Source organism: Sphingobacterium sp. UBA2480, from assembly GCF_002341965.1.
GTDB lineage: Bacteria > Bacteroidota > Bacteroidia > Sphingobacteriales > Sphingobacteriaceae > Sphingobacterium > Sphingobacterium multivorum.
This window is the reverse complement of the sequence record NZ_DDPA01000001.1, coordinates 406,716-421,764: the sequence shown is the minus strand read 5'-3', so window position 1 is coordinate 421,764 and position 15,049 is coordinate 406,716. Positions and strand designations below refer to the sequence as shown.

13 protein-coding genes are annotated in these 15,049 nt (G+C 40.6%); 9 read left to right on the top strand and 4 right to left on the bottom strand.

Going from position 1 to position 15,049, the window contains the following annotated elements; translation table 11 throughout:
- Positions 1 to 227 precede the first annotated feature (227 nt).
- Both B3600_RS01980 and B3600_RS01975 read right to left on the bottom strand, forming a co-directional pair.
- Positions 228 to 1,439 (bottom strand): MFS transporter, encoded by a 1,212-nt coding sequence (locus B3600_RS01980; RefSeq protein ID WP_070564519.1) that lies wholly within the window; start codon positions 1,437 to 1,439, stop codon positions 228 to 230.
- 88 nt (positions 1,440 to 1,527) lie between these two features.
- Complete coding sequence (locus B3600_RS01975) at positions 1,528 to 2,187, bottom strand: FadR/GntR family transcriptional regulator (protein ID WP_286751910.1); 660 nt, start codon at positions 2,185 to 2,187, stop codon at positions 1,528 to 1,530.
- A 204-nt stretch (positions 2,188 to 2,391) separates the two neighbouring features.
- On the opposite strand from B3600_RS01975, the gene B3600_RS01970 reads away from it, so the two are divergent.
- From B3600_RS01970 to B3600_RS01960, 3 genes are all read left to right on the top strand, one after another.
- A complete protein-coding gene (locus B3600_RS01970; RefSeq protein ID WP_286751909.1) occupies positions 2,392 to 2,751 on the top strand; it encodes a hypothetical protein in 360 nt (119 codons plus the stop codon).
- A gap of 366 nt (positions 2,752 to 3,117) precedes the next feature.
- Complete coding sequence (locus tag B3600_RS01965; RefSeq protein ID WP_286751908.1) at positions 3,118 to 4,914, top strand: beta-lactamase family protein; 1,797 nt, start codon at positions 3,118 to 3,120, stop codon at positions 4,912 to 4,914.
- A gap of 39 nt (positions 4,915 to 4,953) precedes the next feature.
- Positions 4,954 to 5,220, top strand: a complete 267-nt coding sequence (locus B3600_RS01960; RefSeq protein ID WP_286751907.1) for a hypothetical protein — start codon at positions 4,954 to 4,956, stop codon at positions 5,218 to 5,220.
- An 80-nt stretch (positions 5,221 to 5,300) separates the two neighbouring features.
- Here the strand turns inward: B3600_RS01960 and B3600_RS01955 are convergent, their stop codons facing one another.
- Positions 5,301 to 6,878: a Na+/H+ antiporter gene (locus B3600_RS01955; RefSeq protein WP_115048708.1), complete on the bottom strand. Its 1,578-nt coding sequence runs from the start codon at positions 6,876 to 6,878 to the stop codon at positions 5,301 to 5,303.
- Positions 6,879 to 7,231: 353 nt separating this feature from the next.
- On the opposite strand from B3600_RS01955, the gene B3600_RS01950 reads away from it, so the two are divergent.
- Positions 7,232 to 8,176: a pentapeptide repeat-containing protein gene (locus B3600_RS01950; RefSeq protein ID WP_286751906.1), complete on the top strand. Its 945-nt coding sequence runs from the start codon at positions 7,232 to 7,234 to the stop codon at positions 8,174 to 8,176.
- Between the two features lie 152 nt (positions 8,177 to 8,328).
- Here B3600_RS01950 and B3600_RS01945 read toward each other — a convergent pair whose 3' ends face one another.
- On the bottom strand, positions 8,329 to 8,793 hold the full coding sequence (locus B3600_RS01945) for an Lrp/AsnC family transcriptional regulator (protein WP_046673359.1): 465 nt from the start codon (positions 8,791 to 8,793) through the stop codon (positions 8,329 to 8,331).
- 192 nt (positions 8,794 to 8,985) lie between these two features.
- Between B3600_RS01945 and eat the strand changes: the two genes are divergently transcribed.
- Genes eat through B3600_RS01920 form a run of 5 tightly spaced genes read left to right on the top strand, consistent with a single transcriptional unit; the run spans position 8,986 to position 14,939 of the window.
- Positions 8,986 to 10,308 carry an ethanolamine permease gene (eat, locus tag B3600_RS01940; protein ID WP_286751905.1) on the top strand — a complete coding sequence of 441 codons (1,323 nt, stop codon included), beginning with the start codon at positions 8,986 to 8,988 and terminating at the stop codon, positions 10,306 to 10,308.
- Positions 10,305 to 11,666, top strand: a complete 1,362-nt coding sequence (locus B3600_RS01935) for a glutamine synthetase family protein (RefSeq protein WP_156167603.1) — start codon at positions 10,305 to 10,307, stop codon at positions 11,664 to 11,666. Before eat ends, B3600_RS01935 begins: the two co-directional genes overlap by 4 nt.
- Before the next feature lie 7 nt (positions 11,667 to 11,673).
- Positions 11,674 to 12,831 carry an iron-containing alcohol dehydrogenase gene (locus tag B3600_RS01930; RefSeq protein ID WP_286751904.1) on the top strand — a complete coding sequence of 386 codons (1,158 nt, stop codon included), beginning with the start codon at positions 11,674 to 11,676 and terminating at the stop codon, positions 12,829 to 12,831.
- Positions 12,806 to 13,582, top strand: a complete 777-nt coding sequence (locus tag B3600_RS01925; protein WP_286751903.1) for a gamma-glutamyl-gamma-aminobutyrate hydrolase family protein — start codon at positions 12,806 to 12,808, stop codon at positions 13,580 to 13,582. The genes B3600_RS01930 and B3600_RS01925 overlap by 26 nt, the downstream gene beginning before the upstream one ends.
- On the top strand, positions 13,560 to 14,939 hold the full coding sequence (locus tag B3600_RS01920) for an aldehyde dehydrogenase family protein (RefSeq protein WP_239468864.1): 1,380 nt from the start codon (positions 13,560 to 13,562) through the stop codon (positions 14,937 to 14,939). Before B3600_RS01925 ends, B3600_RS01920 begins: the two co-directional genes overlap by 23 nt.
- Positions 14,940 to 15,049 lie beyond the last annotated feature (110 nt).

The following is a 15,049-nucleotide window of genomic DNA, read 5'->3' as shown; positions in this document are numbered from 1 at the left end:
CCTGTTCGGAGACTGGTCAATGACTGTTCAGCATCTGTACGGAATCTATTGATGATCCGAAGAAAGTACGAAGCAGGTACGAAGCAAAGGGCTTCCCACTCGCTTATTTTGGGTATTTTTCATCGAATTTCACCATAGCTCTTTGGACAGGTTGAAACTTTATCTGCAATTCAAAAATAGTTTCCACAAAACGGGTGACTAACTTTTCGGACACACGGATTATATAATTACTTTTTCTGCTGACTTATATTAGGTAATAGCCCTGTAACTACTCCGATTAATGGAAGATAAGCACAGATATTAAATACATATTCGATTGAGGTTTGATCTGCAAGCCAGCCCAGAACTGCTGAACCAATTCCCCCCATACCAAAAGCAAAGCCAAAAAATAAACCAGCAATCATTCCGACCTTTCCTGGGATGAGTTCTGTCGCATAGACCAAGATAGCAGAGAATGCAGACGATATAATAAGACCTATTAAAATAGCGAGGATAATGGTTAGCCCTAGACCAACGTGTGGCAATAGTAATGTGAACGGAGCCGCTCCGAGAATCGATACCCAGATAATTAGTTTACGCCCATAGCGATCTCCCAATGGCCCCCCTAATATAGTTCCCGCAGCTACAGAAGCAAGAAATATAAATAAGTATATTTGAGATTCCTGAACCGAAACATGGAATTTATTGATCAAATAGAAGGTGAAATAACTGGTCATGGAAGCCATGTAAAAATATTTGGAAAAAATGAGTACCAATAAAATTACAAGTGCAAATACTACTTTTGATTTTGGCAGGTCGGCTTTTGAAGCACCAACAGCAGTTGTTTGTGTCTTAGGCTTGAGATGTATTTGATACCAATTACCGACATAAGTAAGAATCATAACGGCTACAATGGCCAATACGCCAAACACACCAATGTATTGTTGGCCCAAAGGGATCACAATAAGCGCTACAAGAAGGGGACCTATCGCACCACCAGCATTACCACCGACTTGAAAGATGGACTGGGCGAGCCCCTTTTTGCCTCCGGAAGCTAAATGAGCAACTCGAGAAGCTTCAGGATGAAATATAGATGAACCCATGCCAATTAGACTTACAGAAAGGAGAATGTAGATAAAGTTTGACGCAAAAGAAATGCATATCAACCCTGCTAAAGAGAAAAGCATACCGACAGCGAGTGATCGTGGTGTAGGGTTTTTATCTGTATACAAACCAACGAAGGGCTGCAAAATAGAAGCAGTAAGCTGAAAAACCAACGTTATAATACCAATTTGGGTAAAACTAAGTGCATAATTTGATTTTAACATGGGATATACTGCTGGGATGACCGACTGAATCAAGTCATTGAGCAAATGTGAAAGACTAATCGCAAATAAAATCGGATAGACGGTTTCGGAGCTTTTCCAAGATCCACTCGGGTTTAATGATTGTGTTTTCATAAAAGAAATATTCATCAGGTCATCTGATGTTTTAATTGATAAATATGGAGTATATTGAGATTGATAATTTGCATATGCTACAGGAAAATTACAGCTGTTGGATAATTCGGTTAGCAATATCAACAGCTTTTTTCACTTCTTTATCTTTGATTGCCAACATCAGTTCCTCGTGTTGCTGTTGTGAAGTTAAGAAGGGTACTGTATCCTTATAAATAGTCATGAAGAACTTATTGACATGTTCAGATAAAGTTGTATATAAAGCGGTCAAAATACTATTTCCACATGATTCAGCAATCGCACTGTGAAAGGCAATATCGGCATCCACGCACGCCATCAAATTTCCCATTTCGGCATATTTCGCTCTATTTTTGAGCGCTTGAGCCATATCCTTGAGGCCTTTCGAAGTACGATTTACGGCAGCTTTTTCAATAATTCGCAATTCCAATACGTGTCTAACTTCAAAAATATCGTTAAAATTGGCTTTTTCAATTTTTGAGTCAAGAGCATGATGACCCGTGCTACTTTTAACAAAAGTACCAAGACCTTGTTGTACATTGAGATAGCCTGATTGACTTAAATATTTGACCGCCTCACGAATGCTGGATCTGCCCACAGCAAATTGTTTCATCAATTCTGGTTCCGTAGGAAGTTTAGATTCTACCGGAAATTCACCTAATTTGATTTTTTCTTCTATTGCCGCGGCAACTTCCTCTGCCAAGGATCTTCGTACGATAGCTTCAGTCTTCATATAGTCATATCATCTGATGATTGCAAAGGTAGTAGAATTTTTTGAATTCTTATTTATTTTCAAAAATTTGATCAAACCAACCGAATATTGTTACGACTACATCAGATATTTATTACAGTGTTTACTGTGTTAAATTTATTGGCAGTTTTAGGTTAATTAACAGTGAGGCTGGTCCTCCAATGTATTTATCTAAAACTTAGTAACATGAAAAAATTAATGATGAGCGCCGTAGCCTTGGCTTTAATGTCATCTGCTACTTTTGCGAAAACGGGGCCAAAAGCGGCCGACAACAGCCTTGTTGAAAAATCAACGATTTACAAATCACAAACTGGAAAAGCTAATTTGAATATCGTGAGCGACGCCAAAGAGATCAAGCTCGGAAAGTCTCGTACGCTATGTAGATTGACGATGAGTATCTATAATACAAGCGGTCAGTTGATCGAAACTCAGGTTCTCACGTACACCAGCTATGGAGCCAATGATATGTATTATAGCAGCTGCGGAGCATGGTTTAGTGCTACCATTCAGAATTATCAAAACTATTATGGTAATCCGAATCATTAAGTATCAACTAATCAAACGATGTAACGGGGCTAGCATGCCCCGTTTTCATTTTTCCACAATTCAACCAAAAGGAAACTTCTATTGACGATCCTAATATGACAATGAAGATGCTACTGTATGCAAACATGCGATAGGGCTGACAGCTGATGATGTTAGAAAAGCGAGATACCGCTTAGTAAAAATAAATTGATCGTATTCGNNCGAATACGATCAATTTATTTTGGAATATTATTGCATAACATTGTTTTACAGTGATTTATGGTTTTGGCAATAAAATTGGCATCAGCTGTCAATGAAGAATTACAAAGAAGCCAGCAAGAGATAGGAGAGGCGCTTCGTATCATCACTTAAATGATCATAAATAAAATGAAAGCTTTACCAATTACTGGAATTTTTGCGATACTAGTGTCAACCGCATTTGCTCAAACGACCCCTCAAAAAATAAAGGAGATTTCTCATGTCGAATCCAGTCTCATACCGCCTGTTCGTTTTGAGGGTGAGCCGGCCTGGAATATTAAATCGCGCATGGAATTTTATCAGGTTCCAGGTGTAAGCATCGCCGTGATAAAAAACGCTGAAATATTATGGAGCAAAACGTATGGTTTTGCCGATCTCGATTCGAAAACACCAGTTAGGTCAAACACCTTATTTCAGGTGGCGTCCATGAGCAAGCCCGTAAGTGCATACGCTGCATTGAAGGAAGTGGAGCTTGGCAAGTTGGCATCCAATGCCGATGTGAATTTATACCTGAAATCCTGGAAAATACCCGAAAATAATTGGACCAGAGCGAAAAATGTTACACTCAAAAATATCATTAGCCACACTGCGGGACTTACTGTAAGTGGGTTCCCGGGCTATCGGACAACAGACCCAATTCCGACAGCGGTAGAAGTACTGAGTGGTCTAAAGCCTGCTAATACACCTATGGTGTATGTTGATAAACTTCCTGGCTTAAATTTTCGGTATTCAGGCGGTGGCTATACCGTACTTCAACAGATGCTCGTTGATATTGAAGGGAAAGATTATAGTAGCATCATGGAAGAAAAGGTACTCTCACCTTTGGGTATGAAAAATAGCACTTTTGCCCAGCCTCTTCCTGAGTTGAAAAAACAATTTGCGGCGACGGCTTATACTGTAGATGGTAAAAAAGTGGAAGGAAGATATCATGTCTACCCAGAGCAGGCGGCTGCTGGCTTGTGGTCAACAGCAGAAGATTACGCTAGGTTCGTGATCGATATTCAACGGACCTTAAATGGCAAAAGTAATGCTGTTATTTCCAAGAAGATGGCCGAAGAATTCACAAGCCCTTATATTGAATCTATTATAGGATTAGGTGTCTTTCTGGAAGATTACGACGGTTCATCTTATTTTTGCCATGGTGGATGGAACGAAGGCTTTAGCTCCTATTTTGTTGGAAATAAAACAAGCGGTGATGGCGTAGTTATTCTTACAAATACAAACAAACCTGAATTTATCAACGAACTTGTCCGAGCGGTTGCATTAACCTATCAATGGCCCAATTACCTGGCCCCAATAAATAAAATTTTGCCGCTAAGTTCTCAAGAACTGAATGTCAATAGTGGACGTTATCGATCTGGCAAATACGGTGTTATAAGGGTCTATAGTCAGAGTGGCAAGCTTATGTCAGTCCAAAATCTAGACAAGCCTGTAGAGTTGGTTAAAGTGTCGGCAAATACTTTTGCTATGCGAGATCGAAACGTGAACGTAGTATTTTCAAAGGATACCAAAAGCGGTCAATATGAGCTTGTACAGGTTTTGCGTGATAAAAAGATTTATTCCAAAAATCCGAAAGTAGATGCAAATGACCGGACTCCACTAGAGCTTATTTTAGAAGGAAATTTCGAGGATGGATTAAAAGCTTTTCAAAAAGCAAAAGAACAGGATAGTGACGATGAGTTGCTTTCAGAAGGTTTCCTGAACGGTGCAGGTTATGAATTGCTCAATCAGCATAAAATAAACCAAGCTATTGACATATTTAAGGTGAATACGGTGCTATATCCTAAAAGTGAAAATGTTTATGATAGTTTAGCGGAAGCCTACCTGAAATCTGGACAAATAGATAGTGCCAAGAAGAACTATCAAAAAGTTCGCGAAATTAATCCTAAAAACGAAAGAGTAAGTAAGATTTTAGAAACGTTATAACACAAATATAATGGGCCATATTTTTGTTAATTTGCGACCATGACAAATCAAGCTAATAATTATCGATTGTTTTCCAAAGAAATTCTCTCACTTTGGAAGAGCCAGGATGTATCATATGTTAAAGTAGAAGAATTATCCATTGTTGAAGGAATCACTTTTTTTGAACTTATACCAGATTCCGAACTTTTGGATGAAGGTGGGGTAGAAACACTCTATGCCATAGATTCTGAAGATGTAGCGGATATGTTGGTGTTTAGCAAGTCTATTCGTTTTGTTGTTCACGACATTTATTTGGATGAAGACTAATAAATTAGTTATTTATGATCGACAATTCAATCTGCATTGTCGATCATAAATGTACGGCAGTAGGCTGAGCTAGGGATAAACTAGCTTCTCATATTCAACCTTTCTTCCTGAAGATCTAACAAACGAAGGTGTTTGCGGATGATCTCTTCGTCCAATAAAAGTTCTTCGCGGTTTTTATTGATAAGCCAAATTCGCTGTGTTTCAAGGATATCGATATAGATTTTACGGTATTCGGCATAATTAATGATAATCTCGGAGCTCCGCAACTGATTCTCATACTTCTGTAGTTGATCCTTTAAGGTCGGAAAACTTTCAACTTTGTCCGCGTAATCATTACGAATCTTGTCAACGGCGACTTGAGCCAATCTATTCTGAATTTCATAATCGATCTCCTTTTCACTTCTTACAAAATCTCTATCTACTAATTTGATTTTTCTCAAGATAAAAGGGAGGGTCAACCCTTGAACAAGTAAGGTTAACAGAATCACAACAAATGTGATGAAAAGAATGAGATTCCTTTGAGGAAAAGGAGTTCCGTCGGCCAAAGTTAATGGGATAGATAGCGCTGCTGCCAAAGAAACGACGCCACGCATTCCAGTCCAGCCGATAATCATTGGCGTTTGCCAACCGGGCGATTGAGCGTCTGCAACCGTTATAAAATTTCTCATGATCAAGGTCGTAATTACTGCAGCATACCCTGCAAAAATTCGTACAAGAATAAGGACTATTGTAACAGCGACGCCATAGCCAATAGCAGTGGAGATATTGGTATCACCCAATCCAGATACAATTTCCGGTAAATCTAATCCGATAAGCATAAAGACAATGCCATTCAGCAGAAAGCAAAAGCTTTCCCATACGGTCACTGTCCGGATCCGGGATGCACTGCTCAAAAAATCGTGACTACGATACGAGAGAAATAAGCCGCCACTGACAACCGCAAGAACCCCAGAAGCATGAAGTTGTTCTGCGATCAAATACATCGAGAAAGGTGCAATAAAAGTTAGCAATATGTCTGTATTGGAATCGGTTGGTAAAAGTTTGTGCATTTTCAGAAAAACATAGGCAATTGTAAGTCCGATTCCCACTCCGCCAATACACATCCAAATAAAGCTCCCGGCCGCTTGGTACCATACATACTGCCCAGTAGCAGCAGCAATCATTGCAAAGCGAAAAATTATTAGTGAGGAAGCATCATTCAACAAACTTTCACCTTCCAATATGGACGCCAGCCTTTTGGGTACCTTCACGAATTTTAAAATTGCACCGGCACTAACCGCATCAGGAGGGGAAACTATTCCGCCCAATAGAAAACCGAGAGCTAAGGAGAATCCCGGGATAAAATAGTTGGCAAAAACGGCAACGGACAATGCTGTAAAAAAGACCACAACAAAGGCAAAGCTGAAGATAATCCGGCGCCATCGCCAGAGTTCTTTCCAGGAAGTTGACCAAGCTGCCTCGTAAAGGAGCGGCGGTAAAAAAATAATGAATATCAATTCGGGTTCTATCTTAATAGGGGGAACTCCCGGGATAAAACTTATTACAAGTCCCGCTAATACGAGTAAAACAGGGTATGCAACCTGAATTTTTCTCGCCAGCATGATCAACATCGTAATTAGTAGGACTAAAAAAAGGTAAAACTCAAAATTCTCTAACATATGTAAATTTTAGGTATATAAATATAGATCAAATTTCTAGAAATATTTAAACTAGCTTGACGGTATTCATGGTGGTAGATCTTCCTAAATTAGTTAAAGTTTGTCTTTCTCATAACCCACGATCTAAAATATGGGATGGCATTATCATAAAGAAAGGTTCGTCTTTGAGGAGTTTTACTTAAAATATAGTTTCAATAACAGTATAGGACAATACTCTAGGAATAACAACCCGAAGTTGTTCGAATACAACGATAAGTAGCATAATTACAACTAGAGGTATTTCCCTTTTCGCGATAATTACAGATTAGCCTCAATATATTTGTAAAGTTGAACATCATCAATAAACAATAATTATGGATAACAAAACATTAGGTAATAATATTGCCAAAGTGCGGAAAGAGCGAAATATGTCGCAAGCACAGCTTGCTGAACTTTTATTCGTCAGCCCCCAAGCAGTTGGAAAATGGGAGCGGGGAGAGTCTTTACCAGACTTTTTAACACTTCATAGACTTGCGGAAATATTCGCAGTCGATCTAAACTACTTCGCCGAAAATTCGAAATTAGGAGATAGCGTAGCAAGTCAAAAGGTGGTCATTGGCACTTTAGATGGCACGAAAGGAAATTCTCTGGAAGATGCAAAATTTTCTGATACGGGACAAAAGCCCCTACTGACAGATTTTAGTGGTAACACGCTAGCCGAAACTGATTTTTCTGGCGTAAATGCGCCAAAGAGAAAATTTCTCGGAAGTGAGCTGCGTGGTACAGACTTCAGTACAGCAGATTTCACGGCAAGCATTTTTAAAGGAAGTGATATCCGCGATGCTAATTTTGATTCGTCGAACCTTACGGACTGCACATTTTCTGCTAGTAATATGACGAACGCAAATTTCAACAAGACCGTTCTCGCACGTACAGAATTTTATGCGTCGGAGTTGAACAATGCTAGATTTAATAGTATAAAGCTGACAGATGTCAAATTTACGGCGTCGGATCTCAGAAAAACCATTTTTGAACACTGTGAGTTCAATGGTGTTTGCTTTAAGTCTTGTGATATGAAAGGCATAAGCTTTGATGGGCAAGTATTTGTCGACGTAAAATTCGATAATGCAGACCTAGCAAACAGTTCATTTAGAGGGGTTATTCTTAGAAATGTCTCCTTTCGGCCAACGTTTGCGCTTACCAATAAATATTATAAGAGTATTAAAACAATCGATTTTGACGGAGCCTCAATGGACAAATTAACCTACGCAGCTCTTAAGGGAGTAGGCGTATCGCTTGAGAATATTGTGCTCTTATAAACAACACGATACAAATAGAAGGCATGGTTCTGCAAGTATGAACCATTGCCTAAGTGTAGGTGCCATACCAATGAAATTCATCAATTCCGGGAAATTAAATTAGGAGAGTCGTCAGCGCAGCATAGTAAAGCCAAAATATGCTAAACTAATTATCAAAGAAAGATTGGGAGACGGGTTGTATTCACGATTTCTTTCATGACAAAATAACTTTCCATATGTCTTATTCCCTTGATTGTTGCCAGTTTATTAAAATTGAATTCATGATAGTGATCAACATCCCTAACCATCACCTTTATTTGATAGTCAAATGCACCCGTTACGTGGAAACACTCGACTACTTCTGGAAATTTTTGTATCTCCTCCATAAATAACAAAGCACTTTCATTGGAATGTTTTTCCATACTGATGGATACAAGCACCATTAGATTAAGATCAAGTTTTCTTCTGTCCAGCAGAAAGACTTTCTGTTTGAGAACGGAGGTTGCTATTAACTTCTTAATACGTTCGTATACGGGAGTCATGGATAAATTAACACGGTCAGCTATTTCCTTGTTACTTATGTTCGCATCCTGTTGCAAAAGGTCCAGAAGCATGAGGTCTTTCTCATCCAATTTCATTATCGTAGTAAATTAAATCTAAAAAAACTATATCTATGACTGTAGTTAGATCGTAAACACTAGTAAATAAAATACAACCATATTATTTTACTAAAATAGCCATAATTACAGATATATAATACTATCATTTAAACTATATGTAGTAAATTTAAATTAATTAATTACTATCAATTTACCAACCTAAATAAAATTATGAGTGAGCCTCAATTAAAAAAAGTCCTTGGTCCGGTTATGTTATGGGGATTGGGTGTAGGCTATGTTATCTCGGGAATGTATTTTGGATGGAATCTCGGTTTGGCAGAAGGCGGCACATTGGGATTGGCCATTGCGACAGTGTTCGTTATTATCATGTACCTTACATTTACCTTCAGCTATACAGAGATGGCGTGTGCGATCCCTAAGGCTGGCGGAGCCTTTGAATATGCCAATCGAGGATTGGGCAAGCATTTGGGATTTGTCGCCGGTATTGCACAAAATATCGAGTTTGTTTTTGCTCCGCCTGCCATTGCTGCTGCTATAGGTGCTTATCTACATTTATTGCATCCTTCGGTTGACTATCTTATTTTTGCCATTGGGGCCTATGTGATTTTCACTTCAATGAATATACTGGGCGTAAAACTCGCTGCATCATTTGAATTGGTCGTAACTGTTCTTGCGGTTATCGAATTACTGATATTTGCCGGTGTTACATTTCCGGCTTTCGAATTTTCCAACCTTGAGCACAACGCATTGCCCAATGGCTTCTCGGGTATTTTTGCAGCTATTCCGTTTGCTATCTGGTTTTTTCTCGCTATTGAAGGTGTAGCGAATGTTGCTGAGGAAACGATCAATCCACAGAAAAATGTATTAATCGGCTTTGGATCGGCCATCGTAACTTTAGTTGTGCTTTGTATCATTACATTTTTGTCGGCGGTGGGTGTCGGCGGCTGGGAGGCTGTCGTTTATCCTGTCGGAAGCACTGAACCCTCCGATTCACCATTGCCACTTGCCATTGCACATGTCATTGACAATCGCCATATTCTCTATAAACTACTTATAGGCGTTGGTCTTTTGGGTCTTATAGCCTCATTTCATGGTATCATTCTCGCTGGTGGCAGAGCCACCTTTGAGTTTGGGAGAGTGGGGTATGCACCGTCGATTCTCGGAAAAGTGCATCAACGATTTAAGACTCCGGCCAATGCACTCTTAATTAATATGGCTATTGGCATCATAGCATTATTGACCGGGAAGACCGCAGGCATTATTACCATCGCATGTTTTGGGGCAATCTGTCTTTATATAATATCCATGTGGTCATTTTTTGCCTTGCGAAAAAAGGAACCCGATTTGGAACGCCCATTCAGAGTTCCTTTGTATCCGCTGTTTCCGGCAATTGCATTTATTATTGCTATCGTGTGTCTCATTGCAATGATATATTATAACCCCTTGACAGCTCTATTATTCTTTGGGCTTGTCATCTTATCATACCTCTATTTCCTAATCTTCCTTGACAAGGACAAAACCATCAAATTATGATAACTAAAAATGAAATTATTGCCAAATTAACAGCAAGCACAAGTACGCACGTTAAAGTTGCCGTCGCTGATATAGACGGGGTGCTCCGTGGGAAATTTATGCATCGGGATAAGTTTATCTCTGCACTGGACAATGAATTTGGGTTTTGCTCGGTGGTATTTGGATGGGATGTTAACGATCAGGTTTATGACAATGTGGAAATTACAGGCTGGCATACAGGATACGGCGATTTCCCGGCGCGTATTGATGGAAATACATTTCGACAGATTCCCTGGCAAGAAGATATTCCCTTTTTTCTAGCTGATTTTGAATCTCCGCTTTCTCGGGACCAAAATGTGTGCCCAAGATCACTCCTTAAAAACATAATTGCACAGGCGGAGACTGCCGGATTTAAACCAATTTTTTCACAGGAATTTGAATGGTTTAATTTCGTGAAAGCCGATAATGCCGCTCCCCAAAATAGTTTTAGAGATATGACACCGATAACATCTGGTATGTTTGGTTATTCCATCTTACGGATGTCTGACAATTACGGATTTTTTCAGGATCTTTTGGCTATGCTCGAAAGATTCGGTGTACCTCTTGAGGGGCTACATACGGAGACCGGGCCAGGTGTTCTGGAAGCTGCGATCCAATGTAGTGATGCTCTTGAAGCTGCGGATAGGGCTACGCTCTTTAAATCTGCGGTTAAGGACATCGGAAAAAAACATAATATCACGGCGAGTTTTATGGCGAAACAGACCAAGGACTTACCAGGCTGCAGCGGCCATGTGCATCAAAGTCTTTGGGATCTCAACAAACAGAACAACCTCTTTTATGATAAAGATGATGAACTCGGAATGAGCCAGTTGATGAAGCATTTTCTTGCGGGGCAATTGTATTGTTTACCTGATATTCTACCGTTATTGGCGCCCACTGTTAACAGTTATAAAAGGCTGACTGAAGGAGCATGGGCACCGACAACCCTGACTTGGGGCATAGATAATCGTACCACAGCACTCCGCGTCATCGAAGGCGGCCCCAAAGCCACACGCATTGAACACCGTGTTGTCGGTTCAGATGTGAACCCTTATTTGGCAGTAGCAGCATGTTTGGCTAGCGGGTTGTATGGCATCAAGTATAAATTGCCATTGGATAATCGACATACTAGCGGTAATGGTTATAAAGATCTGCAACACGGCGTGTTACCAAGAAACCTCCACGATGCGACCGCTCGAATGGCGCAATCGCAAATAGCCTCCGAGCTATTTGGCCAAAAGTTTGTCGATCATTTTTGTAAATCACGGTTATGGGAATGGCGACAATTTTCTGAGCAGGTCACAGATTGGGAAACAAAAAGATATTTTGAAATTATTTAACTGAACAATGGATACAGCAAAAATTTACGGTTTTAATTTTCCGACACCGATCCGTTTTGGTGCTGGAGTGATCGACGAGCTACCAGACTATTTATTGACCAATGGACTTAATCGCCCTTTACTGGTAACGGATCCGACTATCGCCCAACTGCCATTTTTTAAGGGAGTTCAACAAAAGCTGACGAACAAAGGGATCGACGTTATTGTCTTTCATGATTTGCATAAAAATCCAGTAAAATCTGATGTCCTCTTGGGAGGAGATGTCTTTAGAGGGCAAAATAGAGATTCAATTATTGGCGTTGGCGGTGGAGCAGCACTCGACGTAGCACGGGCAATTGCCTTGCGCGCAAATCATCATCGTGATTTATTTGATTACGACGATCTGATCGGTGGCGATATCTATGTGACCAACGAGATACCACCATTGATTACTGTACCTACGACCGCCGGGACTGGGAGTGAGGTGGGGCGTAGTGCTATTATTTCAGAAGATGAAACCAAGAAAAAACGAATTCTGTTTAGTCCCAGATTGATGGCAAAAATTGTATTTGCCGATCCTTTGCTTACAATGGATCTGCCACCGTTTATTACTGCAGCAACGGGAATGGACGCACTTACCCACAATATGGAAGCCTATTTGGCCAAAGGGTATCATCCGATGTGTGATGGTATAGCGCTTGAAGGAATGGCCATGGTGGCGACGTCTATTGAGTGTGCTACGAAAGAATCAGACTTGCCATCCCGCTCCAAAATGCTTTTGGCATCATTGATGGGAGCTGTTGCTTTTCAGAAGGGATTAGGAGTCGTTCATAGTTTAGCGCATCCGCTGTCCTCGCTCCTTGATACCCATCATGGATTGGCCAACGCGGTGAATCTTCCTTATGGCATGCAGTTTAATTATGTCGGTTTTGAAGATCGTTTCGATAAGATGGCCATGGCTTTAGGGCTCGGTAGTCATGCTGGAGACAGGGTTGTAGACTATCTGTTTGACCTCAATGTACGTTTGGGACTGCCTACACAATTATCTGCGATAGGCGTGCAAAAGGAACATCTGCAACCGTTATCAGAACTGGCGTTTGTAGATTTCTGTCACCCATCAAACCCCAAGCCCGTTAGCAAAGCAGATTTTCTTGCAATTTATGAAACCGCTTACGAAGGAAAATAATATGTTAAAAATCGGTATTAGTGCGTGTTTTTTTTATCCAGACCCCGAGAGGACGGTCTTTGGACACAAATCACTGAGCTATATGGAAAATGATATGGTTCGATGGATAACTAAAAAAGGCGTTCTTCCTATATTATTGCCGGATCTTGAAGAATCATTATTAGCGGACATCTTACACCAGATGGATGGCATAGTTCTTCAAGGTGGAAGCGATATAGCACCCCAGCATTATGGAGAAGAGCCTATCGGACCCTGGAAAGGAGACCCTTATCGGGATCAATATGAGCTAAAGATATTGGATTATGCCATCAGAAATCATAAGCCAGTCTTAGGTATCTGTCGGGGATTTCAGTTAATGAACGTCTATTTTGGAGGCACAATGTATCAGGATATCGGTAGTCAGCTTCCTCAGTCGGCTATACATCGTTCAGCAAGTCTATACGACACCATCAATCATCCCGTACATATAGAACCAGGAACACTTTTCGACAGACTATATGGCCATGTTGCCAATCCATTGGTCAACACTGTACATCATCAGGCTATTAAAGATCTTGGCCGTGATCTCGAAGTCTTTGCGCGCTCGGAAGACGGATTTATCGAAGCATTTGGTTATACCAAAGAAGCGGCCGGGAAAGTGATGGGTGTACAATGGCATCCCGAATTTTCCCAAACACAGAAGGGAATACTTTTAGATGAAAATTTAATTCTTAATGTTTTTATCGAACATGCAAGACAACATAGAAATTAGAAATCCTGCAACCGGTGCTGTAGTAGCAACGTTGCCTTCAACCACAACAGTTGAATTGGAAAATACACTCTCCTTACTAAAACAGGGACAGCAAAAATGGGCCAACGTTCCTTTGAGGGATCGTTTGGCGTGCATCATACAATTTGGGGAGCTGATCTTGGCGAATAAACAGGAACTTGCGGAGATCCTTACCAAGGAGACGGGCAAACCCATCACACAATCGCTTAATGAAATTAACGGAGCACAAAACCGTATTGAGCATCTTCGAAAAAATGCTGAAAGATGGCTTTCAGAAGAAATTATTGTAAATGAGGGGGCTACACTAGAACATATTCGCTATGAACCACTTGGTGTCATTGCCAATATTTCTGCATGGAATTTCCCTTATAATGTGGGCTTTAATATTTTTCTGTACGCCTTGGTTGCGGGCAATGCCGTGCTCTATAAACCTTCTGAATTTGCTACGCTGACCGGATTGCAGTTTGCAAAATACCTTTATGAAGCCGGTATACCTGATGATGTATTTCACTGTGTTGTTGGAGATGGGAGGATTGGCGAGCATATCTTATCATTGCCATTGGATGGCTATTTCTTTACTGGATCCTATAAAACTGGAGTACATATTGCTAGGGCCGTAGCGCATAAATTAGTTCCAGTCCAGCTTGAGCTAGGCGGAAAGGATCCACTATACGTAACAGAAGATGTGAAAGATATAAAACAGGCGGCAGTGTCGGCAGCTGAGGGCGCTTTCTACAACAATGGGCAGAGCTGTTGTGCTGTTGAACGTATCTATGTTTCAGAACAGATATACGATGAGTTTGTCGAGGCATTTATTGAGGAGGTAGCTTCCTATCAGGTTGGCGATCCATGCGCTGGAGACACATTTATCGGTCCTTTAACGAGGGCTGCTCAGCTGGACGTCCTTGAAGATCAAGTGAAAGATGCCCTTGAAAAGGGAGCAACACTACGGTTGGGCGGACATGTATTAGAAGGTAAGGGATATTATTATGCTCCCACAGTATTTGAGCACTGTAATCACAACATGCTACTTATGCGTGAAGAGACTTTTGGTCCGTTGATAGGTATACAAAAGGTCACTTCAGACGAAGAGGCAATTACGTTGATGCAGGATACGACCTATGGCCTTACTGCAGCGGTGTTTTCGTCCGATCAGGATAGAGCAATGAATATCCTTAGCAAAATGGATACAGGAACGGTATATTGGAACTGCTGTGATAGGGTAAGCCCTAATGTGCCTTGGTCCGGAAGACGAAATTCTGGCTTAGGTTCGACCTTATCGGCTCAAGGTATACGAGCATTTGTTCAGCCTAAAGCCTATCATTTAAGACCCGCATAATTTAATGTTTAATTCTATGGATATAGCCCATTATGCCGATCGTTCATTGGATAATGGGCTTTCCCTCAAAAATAAATTTCGGTACCCCATGAGAGTGAGTGCGTAAAGAT

Excerpts from the sequence above, each read along its gene's own strand:
- B3600_RS01950 (WP_286751906.1), top strand. The coding sequence starts at position 7,232 with ATGGATAACAAAACATTAGGTAATAATATTGCCAAAGTGCGGAAAGAG.
- B3600_RS01965 (WP_286751908.1), top strand. The coding sequence starts at position 3,118 with ATGAAAGCTTTACCAATTACTGGAATTTTTGCGATACTAGTGTCAACC.
- B3600_RS01920 (WP_239468864.1), top strand. The coding sequence starts at position 13,560 with ATGCAAGACAACATAGAAATTAGAAATCCTGCAACCGGTGCTGTAGTA.
- B3600_RS01955 (WP_115048708.1), bottom strand. The coding sequence starts at position 6,878 with ATGTTAGAGAATTTTGAGTTTTACCTTTTTTTAGTCCTACTAATTACG.
- eat (WP_286751905.1), top strand. The coding sequence starts at position 8,986 with ATGAGTGAGCCTCAATTAAAAAAAGTCCTTGGTCCGGTTATGTTATGG.
- B3600_RS01975 (WP_286751910.1), bottom strand. The coding sequence starts at position 2,187 with ATGAAGACTGAAGCTATCGTACGAAGATCCTTGGCAGAGGAAGTTGCC.
- B3600_RS01935 (WP_156167603.1), top strand. The coding sequence starts at position 10,305 with ATGATAACTAAAAATGAAATTATTGCCAAATTAACAGCAAGCACAAGT.
- B3600_RS01970 (WP_286751909.1), top strand. The coding sequence starts at position 2,392 with ATGAAAAAATTAATGATGAGCGCCGTAGCCTTGGCTTTAATGTCATCT.
- B3600_RS01930 (WP_286751904.1), top strand. The coding sequence starts at position 11,674 with ATGGATACAGCAAAAATTTACGGTTTTAATTTTCCGACACCGATCCGT.
- B3600_RS01925 (WP_286751903.1), top strand. The coding sequence starts at position 12,806 with ATGAAACCGCTTACGAAGGAAAATAATATGTTAAAAATCGGTATTAGT.
- B3600_RS01945 (WP_046673359.1), bottom strand. The coding sequence starts at position 8,793 with ATGAAATTGGATGAGAAAGACCTCATGCTTCTGGACCTTTTGCAACAG.
- B3600_RS01980 (WP_070564519.1), bottom strand. The coding sequence starts at position 1,439 with ATGAAAACACAATCATTAAACCCGAGTGGATCTTGGAAAAGCTCCGAA.
- B3600_RS01960 (WP_286751907.1), top strand. The coding sequence starts at position 4,954 with ATGACAAATCAAGCTAATAATTATCGATTGTTTTCCAAAGAAATTCTC.